Genomic DNA, 16,024 nt, shown 5'->3' on the forward strand with positions numbered 1-16,024 from the left:
TTTTTGCAGGCAAAAGTGTCAACAATAAGGTATTATTGATCAGCAAATAAGAGTGAAAAAATATAAGATTAGCAGGGAGTTGGAGGAGATTAATGGCATTAGCACAGAAGATCATTATTGCTGACGATCATCCATTATTTCGTGCCGCGCTGCAGCAAGCGGTAAAACAGGTAGCACCTGAAGCCGAGATTGTTGAGGCCGAAGATATGGAGGCTGTGCAGACCGCAGCCAGTAACAATTCCGATGCAGACCTTATCCTGTTGGATCTGCATATGCCTGGAGCGCATGGTTTCTCTGGTTTGGTTTTTCTGCGGGGGCAGTGTCCTGCTATTCCCGTGATTGTTGTATCTGGTACTGAAGAGCCTATCGTGATTCAGCGAGCGATTGATTTTGGCTCATCCGGCTTTATTCCTAAATCGTCTTCATTGGAGACCATCGCTGAAGCGATTGAAGAAGTGCTCAATGGTGAAGTGTGGCTTCCGCCTGAGATCTCTGAAACACTGAGTGAAGTCAGTGAAGAACAGGCCCGTTTTGCTGAAGCACTCTCAACACTGACTCCGCAGCAGTTCCGTGTACTGAATATGCTTACTGAAGGTTTGCTGAATAAGCAGATTGCCTATGAGCTTAATGTTTCTGAAGCAACTATTAAGGCGCATGTAACGGCTATTTTGCGTAAATTAGGTGTGCACAGTCGTACTCAGGCGGTGATTGCAGCTAAGCAGCTTGAGGTTGAGCCGCCGAAGGTTGCTGATTAAGCGCTGTAACCCCTACAGACCCCTACTGATGAAAGCCGCTGTTTTTTAGCGGCTTTTTCATGCGTTCTCTGTCAATTTTTCAGTTTTTGGCTTTTTAGAATACGGGTAACCATAGCTCTGAGTGGCGCTGGCTTAAGAGGTTTATGCAGTAAGGTGTAGCCCTCCCGCTTGATCTCTTCTGCGACGGCTTCAGTTCTGTCAGCTGTAATCATAATACCGGGAATCTGTTCATGCCTTGCTTCGTTAAGCGCTGACAGAGCCATGACGCCGGTTACATCGTTATCCAGATGATAGTCTGCCAGGACAATATCCGGTATGCCTGAGTTTCGGATGGCTGATTTTGCTCCACCAATGGTTGTGGCTTTACTCACGCGACAGTCCCAATTACTGAGCATCGCTTCCATGCCCTCCAGGATCAGGGGCTCGTTATCTATGCAGAGAATATGCAATCCAGCCAATGGGTTATTGCGCTGACGTTTCGTGGGGAGCTGAGCATTTTCGTTCTGTTCTTTTGGCAGATCTTCAGACTTACCTAAGGGAACCTCTACGCTAAATACAGTGCCTTCACCGGGCCATGATCTAACCTGAAGTTTGTGATCCAGCACTCGACTCATGCGCTCGGCAATTGAGAGTCCCAGCCCAAGGCCTTTTTCACCCTCTTTATTGTGACGTTCAGGATGGTCAAGACGTTTAAACTCCTGGAAAATTTCAGAGAGTTTCTCTTCAGGGATGCCTGGGCCTGTGTCCCAGACCTCTATTCGGACACCGTTTTTAATTCTCCGGCAACCCAATAAGATTTTTCCATGCTGAGTGTAACGAGCAGAATTTGATAAGAAGTTCTGGACAATTCTTCTCAGCATTTGACTGTCACTGCGGACAATGACCTGACTTCCGACCGTGCTGAATTGCAGGCCACGATCATTAGCCGTAACACCGAACTCCGCCTTAAGAGGCTTAAGAATATCTGCCAGGTAAAAAGTACTGATATTGGGTTGCAGTGCACCAGCATCTAATTTAGATATATCCAGTAGGGTACTGAGCAGTTCTTCGGCAGCTTTCAGCGAGCTGTCGATATTACGGGTCATGCGATATTGGTCAGGATTTTCCTCTTTTACCTGATGAGCTAATGCTGAAGTGAACAGGCGTGCGGCATTCAGGGGCTGAAGCAGGTCGTGGGATGCCGCTGCTAAGAATCGGGTTTTGGAGGCGTTGGCTTGTTCTGAGGTTTGTTTTGCCTGCATCAGGTCCTGATTGAGGTCAGACAGTTCCTGTGTGCGCTCTTTTACACGTTCTTCCAGTGTTTCATTGGTTTCTTTTAAGGCAATTTCTGCCTTACGGCGTTCGGTAATATCCTGATAAAGAGAGAAGAAACCAAGAATCTCTCCCTGATCATTTTTATGGGGCGTGTAGGTGACGAGGCCATAGCGCATACGGCCGTTATCCAGAATATGTTCCAGTTCAAAAATAGTACGTTCGCCCTGTAACACCCGTTCGATATAAGGGCGGCGTGCTTCGTACTGGGTCAGAGAGAGTACCTTGTAGATGGGCTGACCGATAATTGTTGTCCGGTCTACGCTCATGGCTTCTTCATAAGCCTTATTGGTGAATAGGTAGCGTAACTCTGTGTCAAAGTATGCGATCAAAGCGGGGACATTATCTGTATAAATCCTAATGTTATTTTCACTCTGAATCAGCGCTTCTTCTGTTTGCTTTTGCTGGGTTATATCCTGATAGGTATAAACAAAGCCACCACCCGGCATGGGGTTGCCTTCTACATCCAGGACGGTTCCGTCTTTACGGTAGCGAATATAGCGGTGGGGCTCGCCATAGCGAATATTATCCAGAAGCTGCTGAACCTGATCCTCTGGGTCACCGAGCCCATACTCTCCGGTTTGAGCATTAAAGCGAAATATATTCTCGATGGGTTCGCCGACGCGAATGAGGTTGTCCGGGAAATTGAACAGGTCGAGATAGTGTTGATTCCAGACGACGAGCCTCAGGTTGTGGTCGACCACGGAGATACCCTGGCTGACATTTTCAATCGTGGCCTGCAGCAGGGCACGGTTGAATTCGAGAACCTGGGAGGCTTCATCCACAATGGAGATAACATCGCTGATCTGAATCTCTTTACCCTGAAGTGCTGAGTTAATCACGATGCGGGCAGACGACGCCCCCAGTACACCGGTAAGAAGTCGTTCCGTAAACTGAATAACTTCGATGCTGGCTCGATCATCCGGTCGGAAAGATTCTTTATTATTACGCAGAAAATAATCAGAGAAGGCTTTATCGACCGCTTCCGGCTCAAGGAAGCGTTCACACAACGCCATCAGGTCTCCCACGGAGGTTGAGCCCATCCAGGGTCGGGCAGACTTGGTATTTCGCGTATCAATACTGTCGATAAATGCTGAAGCCTGAATCCGGTCAATCACCCGTTGCCGGGTGATGTTTGAGACGGCTATATACAGTATCAGGTTGATGCCTAGGCTGAAGGCTACACCGTGGGTCAGAAAGTCCAGGTTAGCACCGAACAGTGCCTCAGGCCTTAGCCAATATATCCCCATAGGGCCATCGATAAATATGTTGGACTCAAGCCATCCAGCATTCGCCAGGCTGGGTAACAGCATGGTATATGCCCAAATGAGAATGCCACTACTCATGCCCACTAGGGCTCCGTATCGGTTTCCTCGTTTCCAGTACATGCCTCCAATCAGTGCTGGGCCAAATTGTGCCACTGCGGCAAAAGAGAGTAACCCGGTAGCGGCCAGTGAATTGAATTCGGCAATTGCCAGATAAGTCAGATAAGCCAGGGCCAGCACACCAATAATGGTGATCCGCCGGATTCTTAGTACCAGTTGACCAAAGTCGTGATGAGAGGTGTTGCCATTCCATCGAAACTTCAGCAGTAGTGGGATTACAATGTCATTGGATACCATGATACTGATGGCGATTGTTGCCAAAATGACCATGCTGGTGGCGGCAGAAAAACCACCAATAAAGGCAAGAAGAGTTAATCCGCCTTGTTGTGCGGCCATCGGTAGCGTCAGCACAAAGGTATCGGGCTCAACGGTTCCATCGGGGAAAATAAGCAGACCTGCGGCTGCAATCGGCAAGACAAAAAAGGAGATAGCGACCAGGTACGCAGGAAATACCCAGCGCGATGTCCGGGCATCCTCAACGTGGGTATTTTCCACCACGGCCATATGAAATTGTCGGGGCAGACAGAGAATCGCCAGCATTGCGAGAAGTGTTTGGGCTAAGAAACCGTTACTGATGGGATCTTTATTGAGTTCTTTCTCAATTTCAAGATAGTAGCGGGCATGAGTCAGGAGGTCATTAAAACCATTAAACATACCGTAGGTGATGGAAGCACCGACAACGATAAAAGCCAGTAATTTGATGATAGATTCGAACGCGATGGCCAGAACAAGGCCATCATGGTGCTCTGTTGCATCCACATTCCGTGTACCGAAGATAATGGCAAAAATGGCCATCATAATAGCGACATAGAAACCGGTATCGCTAAAAAACTCAACGCTGTTATTCGTCATTGGGGCTGGATAGCTGGTAATGACGTTGTACGACATCGTGACAGCTTTTAGTTGTAGAGCGATATAGGGCAGCGTTCCCACGAGGGCAATCAGAGTAACAAGAATAGCCAGACTCTGGGTTTTTCCATAACGGGATGAGATAAAGTCAGCGATGGAGGTGATGTTCTGCTTTTTGCTGACCCTGATGATTTTTCGGATGAGCCCTGAAAACAATACGTACATAATAATCGGACCAAGAAAGATGCTCAGGTAGGTCCAGCTACTATGGGTGGCTTGCCCTACGGTGCCATAGAAGGTCCAGGAGGTGCAGTAAACACCAAGAGCCAGGCTATAGACAAAAGGACGGCGGGATGTCAGGCGTGCTTTGCTACGCTTTGCTTTTGCGTCTCCCCACCAGGCTATAGAGAAAAGAATTGCAATGTAGATCAGTGAGATAGTCACTAATATCCAGCCTTGGAACATACCCGATCACCTGATGAAAAATGAACCAATATTGTCATGTAGCTGACATCAGGCTTCAAGGCAAATATGAGGCCGGCAATCAATCAGCGGGGGAACTGGCTAAATTGGCAGCATTCTTTCGTATCAGATCTGTGATTTAGGGTCAGTTTGCCCGGCCGATTAAGACTAAAGTAAAGGGGTTAAAAAACTCAGATTTGTTAGATTGTCCTATGGACTGGTTTGTACCAATAATAAAAAAATCTAAATAACAAAAAGGTTAACCCATGAAAGAAGAGCAGGCGATTGCATATTGGCGTGAGAATATCAGTTTGATTATTCGCTACCTGATCATCTGGTTTGTAGCTTCTTATGGCTGCGGCATTTTGTTTGTCGATGCTCTGAATAAAATACATTTCTTTGGCTTCAAAATGGGCTTCTGGTTTGCTCAGCAAGGCTCTATTTTTATTTTTCTGGCATTACTGGTGATGTACGCGCGAAGTATGAATAAGCTCGACAAGAAATATGATGTACATGAATGAACGCCTGACGAAGCATTCCGCGTCTACTGCAAGTCCAGAACAATAAAAAAGCATTCAGAGGAAACTTTTCGTCATGAGCCTTGATGTACTTACCTACTTATTTGTCGGCCTGTCATTCACCCTTTATATCGGTATCGCCATTTGGGCCCGGGCAGGCTCCACGAAAGAGTTTTATGTGGCTGGTGGCGGTGTTCACCCTGCTGCGAACGGCATGGCAACAGCTGCTGACTGGATGTCTGCTGCCTCATTTATCTCACTGGCAGGCATTGTCTCTTTTTCTGGCTACGATGCCTCTGGTTACCTGATGGGGTGGACGGGTGGCTATGTGATGCTGGCACTATTATTAGCCCCCTATCTGCGAAAGTTTGGCAAGTTTACTGTGCCTGACTTTATCGGTGACCGTTATTACTCTAATACAGCCCGTACCCTTGCGGTTATCTGTGTCATCTTTATTTCATTTACCTATATCGCCGGCCAGATGCGTGGCACTGGAATTGTTTTTTCACGCTTTCTTCATGTAGATATTGATACTGGCGTGCTGATCGGCATGGTTATTGTGTTTTTCTATGCGGTTATGGGGGGGATGAAAGGTATTACTTATACACAGGTGGCCCAGTACTGTATTTTGATTTTTGCTTACACAGTTCCTGCAGTATTTCTGGTGATGCAAGTAACCGGTCATGTTTTACCTCAGACCGGGTTGGGCGCTACGGTTTTAGAGTCGGTTAATCCGGTATGGGCCGGTAAGCCGGTGCTTTTTGTGCTGGACGAGGTTGTGCAGGACCTGGGGTTTCATGAATACACAACAGGCACCCGGACAACCATTGATACCTTCTTCATTACAGCGGCGCTGATGGCCGGTACCGCAGGTTTACCCCATGTTATTGTCCGCTTTTTCACGGTGCCAAACGTCCGTGATGCCCGTTCTTCTGCAGGCTGGGCTTTGATGTTTATTGCTGTCTTATATTTGACAGTGCCTGCTGTGGGGGCCATTGGGCAGCTCAACCTGATTAATACCCTGAATGGAGAGCAGGGCGATGGTGTTTCTTATTCTGATATGCCTTCATGGTTTAAAAACTGGGAGCAGTCCGGGCTTGTCGCCTGGAATGATAGAAATGGTGATGGCAAGGTTCAGTATGCAGCCGGTGATGCTTTTATGGACGGTAAGCCCGTGCTGACCGATAAATACGGTGAGTTTGGTCAGCGTTTAACTGAGAACCCATTGATTGACACTGAAGCTTCCCCTGGGTTTGACCCGGGCATTCAACCCTATGCTAATGAAGTATTCGTTGACCGGGATATTATGGTACTTGCAAACCCTGAAGTGGCCAGCCTGCCTGATTGGGTGATTGCCCTGGTCGCTGCTGGCGCTGTTGCTGCTGCACTTTCCACTGCCGCAGGTCTGTTACTGGTAATATCGACGGCTATTTCCCACGACTTACTTAAAAAAACCCTATTGCCGGAAATTAATGAAAGGCAGGAGCTGGTGGCTGCTCGTATGGCCTCTGTGGCAGCCATATGTATTGCCGGATATTTTGGCCTGAATCCTCCGGGCTATGTTGCTGCTACAGTAGCCCTTGCATTTGGTTTGGCTGCAGCGAGCTTTTTTCCGGTAATCTTTATGGGGATCTTCTTTAAACGTATGAACAAAGAGGGTGCTATTGCAGGTATGTTGGTTGGCCTTCTTTCAACCATGGCTTATATCGTTTATTTCAAGTTCATGGGTGGTGCGAAAGAAGATCTATTCATGGGGATTTCTCCGGAAGGGTTTGGGACACTGGGAATGTTGATGAATTTTACCGTGGCTTTTGTGGTATCCAGAGTGACGCCCCGCCCGCCAGAAGAAGTTCAGGCAATGGTTGATGATATTCGTATTCCAAGGAGTGCAGGCAGAGTTCATGCCCAGGAGCCGAGATAGACAGATTTATATAATTGTTAGAGATTAAGGGTGAACGTTTGTTCACCCTTTTTATATGCAATGCAGCAATGTGAGTGAATACTCAGCCTTTGAATATTGATTGCTCTGGCCAGATTTGATCAAAGTATGACCATTTGGTTTTATGGCTCGGTTTTTAGGGTATTAAACCTATTAGACCTTTATGTTAGAAGGCAAAAAAAAGCTTATTTCCCGATATCTAAACTTTTATCTATCTATATGTTTTATAAGGATTTTGTTGGTTTTCTGGTAATGCCATGATCACTCTACTACTAATGTCGGGGATTACATTGCAGAGGATATTTTTGAAAATCAATTAGGCCTGAAGAGCTGGAATTTTCATAACAATAAAATGAGGGCACAGCAAAAAGCTTGTATCGGTTATTTCAAATGGCAACGAGTGCCGTTGATCTTTACTTGCTGCTGGCGCCTCATGATTCTCAGGCTTTATATCCTGAACTCTTATATAACAATAAACGGAGAGCATCACTATGGCAGATAGTAAAAGCAATGCTGCTGAATACTGGTCGGCGAACTTGCGTCTGATCTTTGGAAGTCTGATTGTCTGGGCTTTAGTTTCCTATGGGTTTGCAATTCTTCTTCGTCCATTGCTGGCTGGCATTCCTGTTGGTGGCACGGACTTAGGTTTCTGGTTTGCCCAGCAGGGGTCAATTATTTCCTTTATCGGTATCATTTTCCATTACGCATGGAAGATGAACAAACTTGATGAAAAATTTGGCCTTGGGGAGTAAGGAAGCATGAGTCAATTTGCAATTAATATTCTGTTTGTAGGGGCATCTTTTGCACTCTACATCGGTATTGCCATCTGGGCCCGAGCGGGCTCAACAAAAGAGTTCTACGTCGCTGGCGGCGGCGTACACCCTGTTGCCAATGGTATGGCAACAGCAGCTGACTGGATGTCTGCTGCATCATTTATCTCCATGGCTGGTCTGCTGGCCTCTAAAGGCTATTTTGCATCTTCCTTCCTGATGGGCTGGACGGGTGGTTATGTACTGCTGGCGATGCTTCTGGCTCCTTACCTGCGTAAATTTGGTAAGTTCACTGTTCCTGACTTTATTGGTGATCGTTTCTACAGCAGTACAGCCCGTACCTTAGCTGTAATCTGTCTGATTGTTGCTTCCGTTACTTATGTAATCGGGCAGATGAGTGGTGCCGGTGTTGCATTCTCCCGCTTCCTGGAAGTTTCCAACGATGCCGGTATCTGGATTGCGGCTCTGATCGTATTCCTGTACGCAGTATTCGGTGGTATGAAAGGCATTACCTATACTCAGGTAGCTCAGTACGTTGTACTGATTATTGCTTACACCATTCCTGCGATCTTCATCGCGATGCAGCTGACCGGTAATCCGATCCCTATGTTTGGTATGTTCGGCACTCACGTTGAATCCGGCGTACCTCTTCTGGAAAAACTGAACACGGTTGTTACTGAGCTGGGCTTTAGCAGCTATACCGCAGATGTGGACAATAAACTGAACATGGTTCTGTTTACTCTGTCGCTGATGTTCGGTACTGCAGGTCTGCCACACGTAATTATCCGTTTCTTCACTGTGCCTAAAGTTGCTGATGCACGTTGGTCTGCGGGCTGGGCGCTGATCTTTATCGCTCTGCTGTACCTGACAGCGCCTGCTGTTGCATCTATGGCTCGTCTGAACCTGATCACAACGGTTTATCCTGAAGCTGCGGCGAAACAGGAAAGCTATGAGCAGGCAATGCAGAATCCAATTCTGTTCTCAGAACGTCCTGAGTGGATGAAAACCTGGGAAGAAACGGGTCTGATCAAGTACGAAGATAAGAATAACGATGGTCGTATTCAGTTCTACAATGACAAAAACGCAGACTTCAACAATACTGCTGAAGCGCGTGGCTGGAACGGTAATGAGCTGAACGTAAATAACGATATTCTGGTACTGGCTAACCCTGAGATTGCACAACTTCCGGGTTGGGTTATTGGTCTGATCGCTGCCGGTGGTATCGCTGCGGCACTGTCAACAGCTGCAGGTCTGTTATTGGCAATCTCTGCGGCAATCAGTCACGATTTGATCAAGAAAACGATCAATCCAAACATCACTGAAAAAGGTGAAATGCTGGCCGCTCGTATCTCTATGGCTGCAGCTATTCTGGTAGCAACCTGGCTGGGTCTGAACCCTCCTGGCTTCGCTGCACAGACGGTAGCACTGGCATTTGGTATCGCCGCGGCTTCGATCTTCCCTGTTCTTATGATGGGTATCTTCTCTGTTACCATGAATAACAAAGGTGCAGTTGCAGGTATGTTGGCAGGTCTGATTACAACTCTGGTTTACATCTTTACCTACAAAGGTTGGTTGTTTATCCCAGGTACTAACACCTTGCCGGATACTGCTGAGCATTGGATTCTGGGTATCTCCCCTCTGTCCTTTGGTGCAATTGGTGCTTTGATCAACTTTGCAACAGCCTTTATTGTTTCAGGTGCTACTGAGAAACCACCAGCAGAAATTCAGGAAATGGTAGAAAGTGTACGTTTCCCTAAAGGTGCTGGTGAGGCAGTTGATCACTAATAGCTCTTCAGCTCGGGCAGGTTTACAATTTGCAAGGGTATAAGAAAGCAAAGCGGGCTTCCTTTTAAGGAAGCCCGACTTATTTTAAGGAAGGGTTTTATGATTTGGCACTTAATTGCTGCGTTTGTTGTGGGTGTTGCTTGTGCGGGTATCGCTCTGTTTCTCAGGAAAGTCAGCCGCCAACGTTTGCCGAAGTGGATTATTCCAGTTTTTGCTGGTGTTGGAATGTTGGCTTACCAGGTTCATACTGAATACGACTGGTTTGACCATAAAACAGCGAGCTTACCCGAGAACTCTGTTGTGGTTGCTTCAGAAGCTCCGGGAAGCCTATGGCGACCATGGACATATATGATTCCGATGACAACAGCCTTTACCGTTTTGGATGCAGGCAGTATTCAGCCACGTTCTATTGATAATCAGATAATTTCTGAGTTCATGCTTTATCGTTTTGAGAAACAGCATGTTGATCGCGTTAAAGCTCAGGCTTATGTACTTAACTGTGATACTCGTGATCTCCTGCCTATGAATGAAAAAAGAGTACTGGACCTGGAGAAGCGTCAGGTTCTCACTCAGGATAATGAGTTATTGCTTCAGGTTTGCCGTTAACGATTCCCTCTCTCTTTAAAGCCTGATACTAAAGTCAGGCTTACAGCTGACCGATGGGTCTGCTAGATTCGGTTAATAACACAAAGTTACCGAATGCGCTGGCAGGCCTGTGGTTCGGGCGTATATCCCTTCACTGCTTGCCTATCCGCTTTCAGAATCTTTGGCTCTGATAACAAGGATAAAAATCTATGAGCAATGAGTTTGACCTCTCTCATCCGCCTTTTGATTTGCTCAGTACGGAAGAGCAGGAAAAGCTGGTATCCCGCCTGGATATTGGCTATTTCGGTAAAGATGAAATTGTCATTGATGCCGGACAGGTGAGCGAGTCTGTTTTTGTTGTACTGAAAGGTGCTGTTGTTGAACTGGATCTGACAAAAGAATCTGAGCCGGACGGCGGTGTGATCCGGGAGTATGCCCATGACGATCTGTTTGGCGCGATAAGTATTATTAACGGCTCCAGCCGTTATACATTCAAGACAGTTGAAGGAACGATTGCCTGGCTACTACCAAAAGAGATATTTCTCGGCCTGATGCACAGCAATGAGCCTTTTGCGGCTTATTTTCAGAATACTCTGGCAGAAAAGGCACGCTTACTGGAACGGCGCCGCAGTGAAAAACTGGGCAACGGTGACATGTCTTCTTTTATGATGGCTAAGGTTGCTGATTCTGTCCTGCGCGAAGCGGTTATTTTGCAGTCTGGTACAACAATTCTCGAGGCAACACGTACCATGCGTGAGCAGCACTCAGATTGTTTATTGGTCCATAAAAACTCTCAATATGGCATGGTAACCCGCACAGATCTGCTTGAAGGTGTGGTGCTGCAGGATATGGGGCTCGAGAGTGATATCTGCGACCTGGCCAGCTATGACCTACTGACGGTTCAGGCTGATGATTTTCTGTTTAATGCCCTAGTTCTGATGACACGTCATAAGATTCAGCGTGTGGTCGTTTTTGATCATAACAAATTAGCTGGCTTGGTTGAGCTGACGGATGTGCTGAGCTTTTTCTCCAGCCAATCTCATGTGATTGGTCTGCAGATTGAACGAGCTGGTAATCTTGAAGAGCTTGCCCGGGCCGCTAAAGGGACAACAGAGCTGATCAATGGCCTTGTAGCTCAAGGGGTTAAGATTCGCTTCGCGATGGATCTTTTAGCAGCACTAAATGGTCGCATTATTGCTAAAGCCTACGAGCAATTAGTCCCCGAAGAGATTCGTAAAAAAACTTGCTTGCTCGTCATGGGTAGTGAAGGTCGTGGTGAACAGGTATTAAAGACCGATCAGGATAATGCTCTGATCATAGCAGACGACCTCGACTGGCAGGAGTGTAGCCAGGTGATGGATAAGTTTACGAATACATTACTGGATTTTGGTTACCCGCTTTGTCCCGGCAATATCATGGTTTCGAACCCTGAGTGGGTTATGAAAGAGTCGGAGTGGCGAAAAACATTGAGCCAGTGGAGCAGTTCTGTTGAAGGAACCGGCCTGATGAATCTCGCTATTTTTGTTGATGCCCATGCAGTAGCTGGTGATGCTCGCTTGTTCAGTCGCCTGCGTGACACTCTGTTCCATTCTTTGGAAGGTAACGAGGTTTTCTACTCCTATTTTGCTATGCCCTTACGCCGTTTCAGTACGCCATTAACCTTCTTTGGTGGTCTGAAAAATTCTGATGGTATGGATATTAAAAAAGGTGGCATTTTCCCGATTGTTCACGGTATTCGAACGATGGCACTGCAATTTAAGATAAAAGAGACCAACACTTTTCAGCGTATTGATGCCTTAGTTGAAAAGCGAGTGATGAAGCGCAAGTTTGCAGACGACTTAGCAGAGGCCTTGGTCGTGCTAAGTTCGCTGCGTTTGCAACAGCAGCTTAAGGTCGAAATCGGTCAGGCCCCGCCAGGTGAGAGTAATATGGTAAGTGCCGTGAGTCTTAATAAACTTGACCGTGACCTGCTCCGTGAAGCGCTGCATATGGTGAAAGAGTTTAAATCAAGAATGTCACATCGCTATCACCTTGAAGGATAAACATTGACGTTATTGTGAGGTAAGCAAAATGGTTTTGAAAACAATAAGAAGTGCTACCGATAAATGGGCTCATAAAGATGGCGACTACGCCTTTATGTTTGAGCCGTATACAGGCGATGAGATTATCGCTCTGGACTGCGAAATGACGGACCTGGATCCTCAGAAAGCAGAGCTGGTGTCTATTGCGGCTGTAAAGATTAAAGGCACTCAGGTGCTGACCAGTGAAAAGTTGGACATCAAACTACAGAAGCCAGAAAGCCTGACCGGTGATTCGATTAAAGTTCATCGTATTCGTGGCGTCGATCTACGCGGAGGTGAGGTATTGCCTGATGCTCTGGAGCAGTTACTGCACTTTATTGGTAATCGTCCAATAATGGGGTACTACATCGATTATGATATTACAGTGCTAAACCGCTTTATTCGCCCACGGTTTGGCTTTAGCTTGCCGAATAAAACGATTGAGCTATCTCAGAGCTATGAGGCTAAGGTAAAGCGTGCTAACCCTGAGCTGCAACCAGATCTTCACTTTGAGAAGATCGCTGAGAAATTAGGTGTACCTATGGTTGGGCAGCGCCACAGTGCCTTAGGCGACGCAATTACGACGGCGCTGATGTATGTACGTTTGCTGAAAGGGCCGGTACCTGTCTGATAAGGCGGTATAAAAGGCCTTTTAACCCTACGTCAGTTACATGCTACTCTGAAAATTAGCCTGCAATGCATATTGCAGGCTTTTTTGTTATCAGGAAGACGTTCCGAATTAGGTCATGCCTGAAAGAGTTTCGGGGCCGGGCGGTTAAGCTGTGAATTCAGGGCGGAAAGGTCTGGGCCTGCAGGGATGACCTGGGTTGGGTTAATGTTCGCGTGGCTGAAGTAGTAATGGCGCTTGATCTCATCAAAGTGGACGGTATTACTGATCCCTTTAAATTGATAAATGGCTTTTGTGTAATCCCATAGATTTGGATAGTCAGCAATCCGTTTTAAGTTGCATTTAAAATGGCCAACGTAAACAGGGTCAAATCTGATCAGCGTCGTGAACAGGCGGATATCAGCTTCTGTCAGGTATTCGCCAGTTAGATAAGGGGTGACAGACAGCTGTTCTTCAATTGTATTCAGAGCTGTAAATAAAGGGGTAAATGCCTCCTCATAGGCTTGCTGTGTTGTTGCGAAACCACAGCGATATACCCCGTTGTTGATACTTGGGTAGATGAGGTCATTCCAGCGGTTAATATCGGATCTTAGGTGTTCAGGGTAGAGATCAATATGGTTGCCTGTTTTTATATTAAAAGCACTGTTAAACAGGCGAATAATCTCTGACGACTCATTATTTACAATCGTTTCTGTCTTCAGATCCCAAAGAACGGGCACTGTAACTCGGCCGGTATAATTTCTTTCCGAGTGTGTATAGAGTTGATGATGGAACTGGTAGCCGTAGTTTGGTTCTGGCGAGTCGTAGACCCAGCCATCAGAAAGCATATCCGGTGACACAGCTGTTACGGGAATAAAGCCCTCAAGATCTTTCAAGTGCCGGACAATAGCCGTTCTGTGCGCCCAAGGGCAGGCATGGGATATATAAAGGTGGTATCTGCCTTCTTCCACTGGATAACTATCACCACCGATCTGGTGACGAAACTGAGCATCCTCCCGTAAAAAGTGACCGCCGCTTTTCTTTGTGTCATACCATTGGTCGCACCAAAGGCCATCTACCAGTAAACCCATCTTTAATGCCTCACCTGAACTTAGTTAGCCTGAGCATACTCGGTTACCGGATAATAAAAATCATAATTAAGCGGGGCTTCTTTTCGATTTCATCGAATTTTTGAAATAAGGAAGACAGGTTGTCCGTTATAGAAATATTTCAGAGAGAATCAATAAACCAGGAGTTTACAATAAATACCCCGGAGGCATGAGGCCTCCGGTTTTGGTGGATTTGCTACCAACTACCTTTTTGATCTGGCAAGATCCAGCTATGTGAAAACCAGTAGAATCGTGTGGATTTATCATGGGGGGCTGTACAGGTATATTCTATCGGACCAACATTTTCCCCCAGTTTACTTTGTATCGTAAATGTTGGGCGTTTACCTTCTTCTTCGCTTATGTAGGTACTTACTGGTAAACCATCGGCATTTTGGCAGCGTAGGCCGCTTAGCTGATAGCTGCCTGACAGTAGCTCAATCTGAGCCTGAGGGCGCTTATTATCAGCAGAAAGAATGGTTGGTTGGGCTTTTACCCGACGTACAGGCAGGGGCAGGCTTGTGAGCTTTACCGAGAGGTTGTTGATATTACTTGCCGTACCGGTTGCTGTGAACCTCGGTTGGTAGCTCATTGATGTGTAGCGACTTACTGGTCCCTGATGGAGACCAAAGGCAACGAGTCCTTTTGATTTTATTACTTTTCTGGCGATCTCATCGGCCTGGCCTGCCTGATAGGCAAAAAGCTTAGGTGCAACCCCTAGATACTTTTTCAGGGCTTTCTGGTTCAGGTCTATCTCTTTTGTGATACGCAGTCGTCGCTCTTCCGTGCTTTCGCCTGGCAATGCTTTGGCAAAGTTACTGGAGGTGATCCCCATACTGCCAATAGTGCCGCCGGCTTTCTGAATATTTCTGAGCTGTTTCCAGTTCATATAAAGAGGGTGCGCTTTCAGGATAGGGGCTGCTGCGACAAAGACAGTAAAAGGGAGTTTTCGGTCTGAAAGATGTTTGAGTGCATTGTCATAGACGCTGATATAGGCGTGATCGAAGGTAATCGCAACTGTTTTATCAGGGATGCTCTGCTTGTTTTTTACGCGTTCAACAATCTTTTCCAGAGGCCATACGGTAAAGCCATGATTTTTCAGATAATCCAGGTGCTGAAGAAGTTCTTCCTCCGTTGCACTTTTACTGGGCGGGGTTCGGTCACTGATATGCTGATACTGTAAGACAACTGCGTGTCGGGCGGCCAGTGTCTCAGTACTGTTTATCAGTAGCATTGCAGCCAGAATCAGTAGGCTGAACAGATGGTTTCTTTTCATTGGAAAGCTGCCTTTAGAATTGCCATGGCTTCATTGATCTCCTGGATTTTCGATGGATCTCCGCCCCGGTCCGGGTGGTGTTGCATAGCCAGTTTGCGATAGCGCTGCTTTATTTCAGCAAAGGTAATAGGTTCGCTCAGTTCCAGGCATTCCAGTGCCCGGTGACTAAGACCGCGTTTTACCTGCTTCTCCTCTTCGATATCAATTTTCTTCCAGAAGTTTCGTAACATATCATCTAACTCTTCCTCCGTGGTTTCCTGCAGAGCTGTCAGATCAAGATAGTAGTCACGCATTGGATCTTTCTCTTCGAGAAGATCATGACCAAATTCGTAGGGGTGGAGCTGAATATGGACCGCTGAAATCTCCATAATCCAGTGAGCTTTCTTTATTAGCTCATCTTTAAGTTCATAGAGTGCGTTGTAAACCAGAAAGTGGGTCCGGAAAAGCGTCATGGTGTCGGAGAAGGTAGCGGGGGTCACTTCTATTACCCCTGTTTCGCCCAAAGCTTTAATGAGGGTGTGTTCATTTAGCCCTTGAGGGTGAGCTTCAAGAACCAGCTGAATCGTGTCCAGCAGACGTGATCGCTGCAGAGTATTCATTTAACGCCTTACCTGTC

12 protein-coding genes are annotated in these 16,024 nt (G+C 46.7%); 8 read left to right on the forward strand and 4 right to left on the reverse strand.

The features are described 5' to 3' along the window. The first annotated feature begins 92 nt into the window (after positions 1 to 92). Positions 93 to 755 carry a LuxR C-terminal-related transcriptional regulator gene (locus BTA35_RS11770; protein ID WP_078320026.1) on the forward strand — a complete coding sequence of 221 codons (663 nt, stop codon included), beginning with the start codon at positions 93 to 95 and terminating at the stop codon, positions 753 to 755. A gap of 71 nt (positions 756 to 826) precedes the next feature. Here BTA35_RS11770 and BTA35_RS11775 read toward each other — a convergent pair whose 3' ends face one another. Beyond that, the gene (locus BTA35_RS11775; RefSeq protein WP_078320027.1) at positions 827 to 4,765 is read right to left on the reverse strand and encodes a hybrid sensor histidine kinase/response regulator; all 3,939 of its coding nucleotides are present in this window, start codon (positions 4,763 to 4,765) and stop codon (positions 827 to 829) included. A gap of 263 nt (positions 4,766 to 5,028) precedes the next feature. Here BTA35_RS11775 and BTA35_RS11780 point away from each other — a divergent pair, with 263 nt between their 5' ends. The 7 genes from BTA35_RS11780 to BTA35_RS11810 all read left to right on the forward strand — a co-directional run bounded on the left by BTA35_RS11780 (position 5,029) and on the right by BTA35_RS11810 (position 13,050). Then, positions 5,029 to 5,283: a DUF4212 domain-containing protein gene (locus BTA35_RS11780; protein WP_078320028.1), complete on the forward strand. Its 255-nt coding sequence runs from the start codon at positions 5,029 to 5,031 to the stop codon at positions 5,281 to 5,283. Between the two features lie 73 nt (positions 5,284 to 5,356). Beyond that, positions 5,357 to 7,201 carry a sodium:solute symporter family protein gene (locus BTA35_RS11785; RefSeq protein WP_078320029.1) on the forward strand — a complete coding sequence of 615 codons (1,845 nt, stop codon included), beginning with the start codon at positions 5,357 to 5,359 and terminating at the stop codon, positions 7,199 to 7,201. 509 nt (positions 7,202 to 7,710) lie between these two features. Further along, the gene (locus BTA35_RS11790; RefSeq protein WP_078320030.1) at positions 7,711 to 7,971 is read left to right on the forward strand and encodes a DUF4212 domain-containing protein; all 261 of its coding nucleotides are present in this window, start codon (positions 7,711 to 7,713) and stop codon (positions 7,969 to 7,971) included. 6 nt (positions 7,972 to 7,977) lie between these two features. After that, entirely contained in the window at positions 7,978 to 9,774 is a 1,797-nt protein-coding gene (locus BTA35_RS11795; RefSeq protein WP_078320031.1) for a sodium:solute symporter family protein, read from the forward strand. Positions 9,775 to 9,873: 99 nt separating this feature from the next. Continuing rightward, positions 9,874 to 10,380, forward strand: coding sequence for a hypothetical protein (locus tag BTA35_RS11800; protein ID WP_078320032.1), 507 nt, complete (start codon positions 9,874 to 9,876; stop codon positions 10,378 to 10,380). A 188-nt stretch (positions 10,381 to 10,568) separates the two neighbouring features. Further along, the gene (locus tag BTA35_RS11805; RefSeq protein WP_078320033.1) at positions 10,569 to 12,401 is read left to right on the forward strand and encodes a DUF294 nucleotidyltransferase-like domain-containing protein; all 1,833 of its coding nucleotides are present in this window, start codon (positions 10,569 to 10,571) and stop codon (positions 12,399 to 12,401) included. Between the two features lie 28 nt (positions 12,402 to 12,429). Continuing rightward, positions 12,430 to 13,050, forward strand: a complete 621-nt coding sequence (locus BTA35_RS11810) for a 3'-5' exonuclease (protein ID WP_078320034.1) — start codon at positions 12,430 to 12,432, stop codon at positions 13,048 to 13,050. 113 nt (positions 13,051 to 13,163) lie between these two features. Here the strand turns inward: BTA35_RS11810 and BTA35_RS11815 are convergent, their stop codons facing one another. The 3 genes from BTA35_RS11815 to BTA35_RS11825 all read right to left on the reverse strand — a co-directional run bounded on the left by BTA35_RS11815 (position 13,164) and on the right by BTA35_RS11825 (position 16,007). Further along, positions 13,164 to 14,117 (reverse strand): glutathione S-transferase family protein, encoded by a 954-nt coding sequence (locus BTA35_RS11815; protein WP_078320035.1) that lies wholly within the window; start codon positions 14,115 to 14,117, stop codon positions 13,164 to 13,166. 214 nt (positions 14,118 to 14,331) lie between these two features. After that, positions 14,332 to 15,408, reverse strand: coding sequence for a polysaccharide deacetylase family protein (locus BTA35_RS11820; protein ID WP_078320036.1), 1,077 nt, complete (start codon positions 15,406 to 15,408; stop codon positions 14,332 to 14,334). Then, on the reverse strand, positions 15,405 to 16,007 hold the full coding sequence (locus BTA35_RS11825) for a DNA-J related domain-containing protein (RefSeq protein WP_078320037.1): 603 nt from the start codon (positions 16,005 to 16,007) through the stop codon (positions 15,405 to 15,407). Before BTA35_RS11825 ends, BTA35_RS11820 begins: the two co-directional genes overlap by 4 nt. Positions 16,008 to 16,024: the final 17 nt, after the last annotated feature.

This window comes from Oceanospirillum linum (genome assembly GCF_001995095.2).
In the GTDB taxonomy this organism is placed as follows: Bacteria; Pseudomonadota; Gammaproteobacteria; order Pseudomonadales; family Halomonadaceae; genus Oceanospirillum; species Oceanospirillum linum.

Bases quoted from the DNA above. Each gene is read 5' to 3' on its own strand.
- BTA35_RS11770 (WP_078320026.1), top strand. From the start codon at position 93: ATGGCATTAGCACAGAAGATCATTATTGCTGACGATCATCCATTATTT.
- BTA35_RS11775 (WP_078320027.1), bottom strand. From the start codon at position 4,765: ATGTTCCAAGGCTGGATATTAGTGACTATCTCACTGATCTACATTGCA.
- BTA35_RS11780 (WP_078320028.1), top strand. From the start codon at position 5,029: ATGAAAGAAGAGCAGGCGATTGCATATTGGCGTGAGAATATCAGTTTG.
- BTA35_RS11785 (WP_078320029.1), top strand. From the start codon at position 5,357: ATGAGCCTTGATGTACTTACCTACTTATTTGTCGGCCTGTCATTCACC.
- BTA35_RS11790 (WP_078320030.1), top strand. From the start codon at position 7,711: ATGGCAGATAGTAAAAGCAATGCTGCTGAATACTGGTCGGCGAACTTG.
- BTA35_RS11795 (WP_078320031.1), top strand. From the start codon at position 7,978: ATGAGTCAATTTGCAATTAATATTCTGTTTGTAGGGGCATCTTTTGCA.
- BTA35_RS11800 (WP_078320032.1), top strand. From the start codon at position 9,874: ATGATTTGGCACTTAATTGCTGCGTTTGTTGTGGGTGTTGCTTGTGCG.
- BTA35_RS11805 (WP_078320033.1), top strand. From the start codon at position 10,569: ATGAGCAATGAGTTTGACCTCTCTCATCCGCCTTTTGATTTGCTCAGT.
- BTA35_RS11810 (WP_078320034.1), top strand. From the start codon at position 12,430: ATGGTTTTGAAAACAATAAGAAGTGCTACCGATAAATGGGCTCATAAA.
- BTA35_RS11815 (WP_078320035.1), bottom strand. From the start codon at position 14,117: ATGGGTTTACTGGTAGATGGCCTTTGGTGCGACCAATGGTATGACACA.
- BTA35_RS11820 (WP_078320036.1), bottom strand. From the start codon at position 15,408: ATGAAAAGAAACCATCTGTTCAGCCTACTGATTCTGGCTGCAATGCTA.
- BTA35_RS11825 (WP_078320037.1), bottom strand. From the start codon at position 16,007: ATGAATACTCTGCAGCGATCACGTCTGCTGGACACGATTCAGCTGGTT.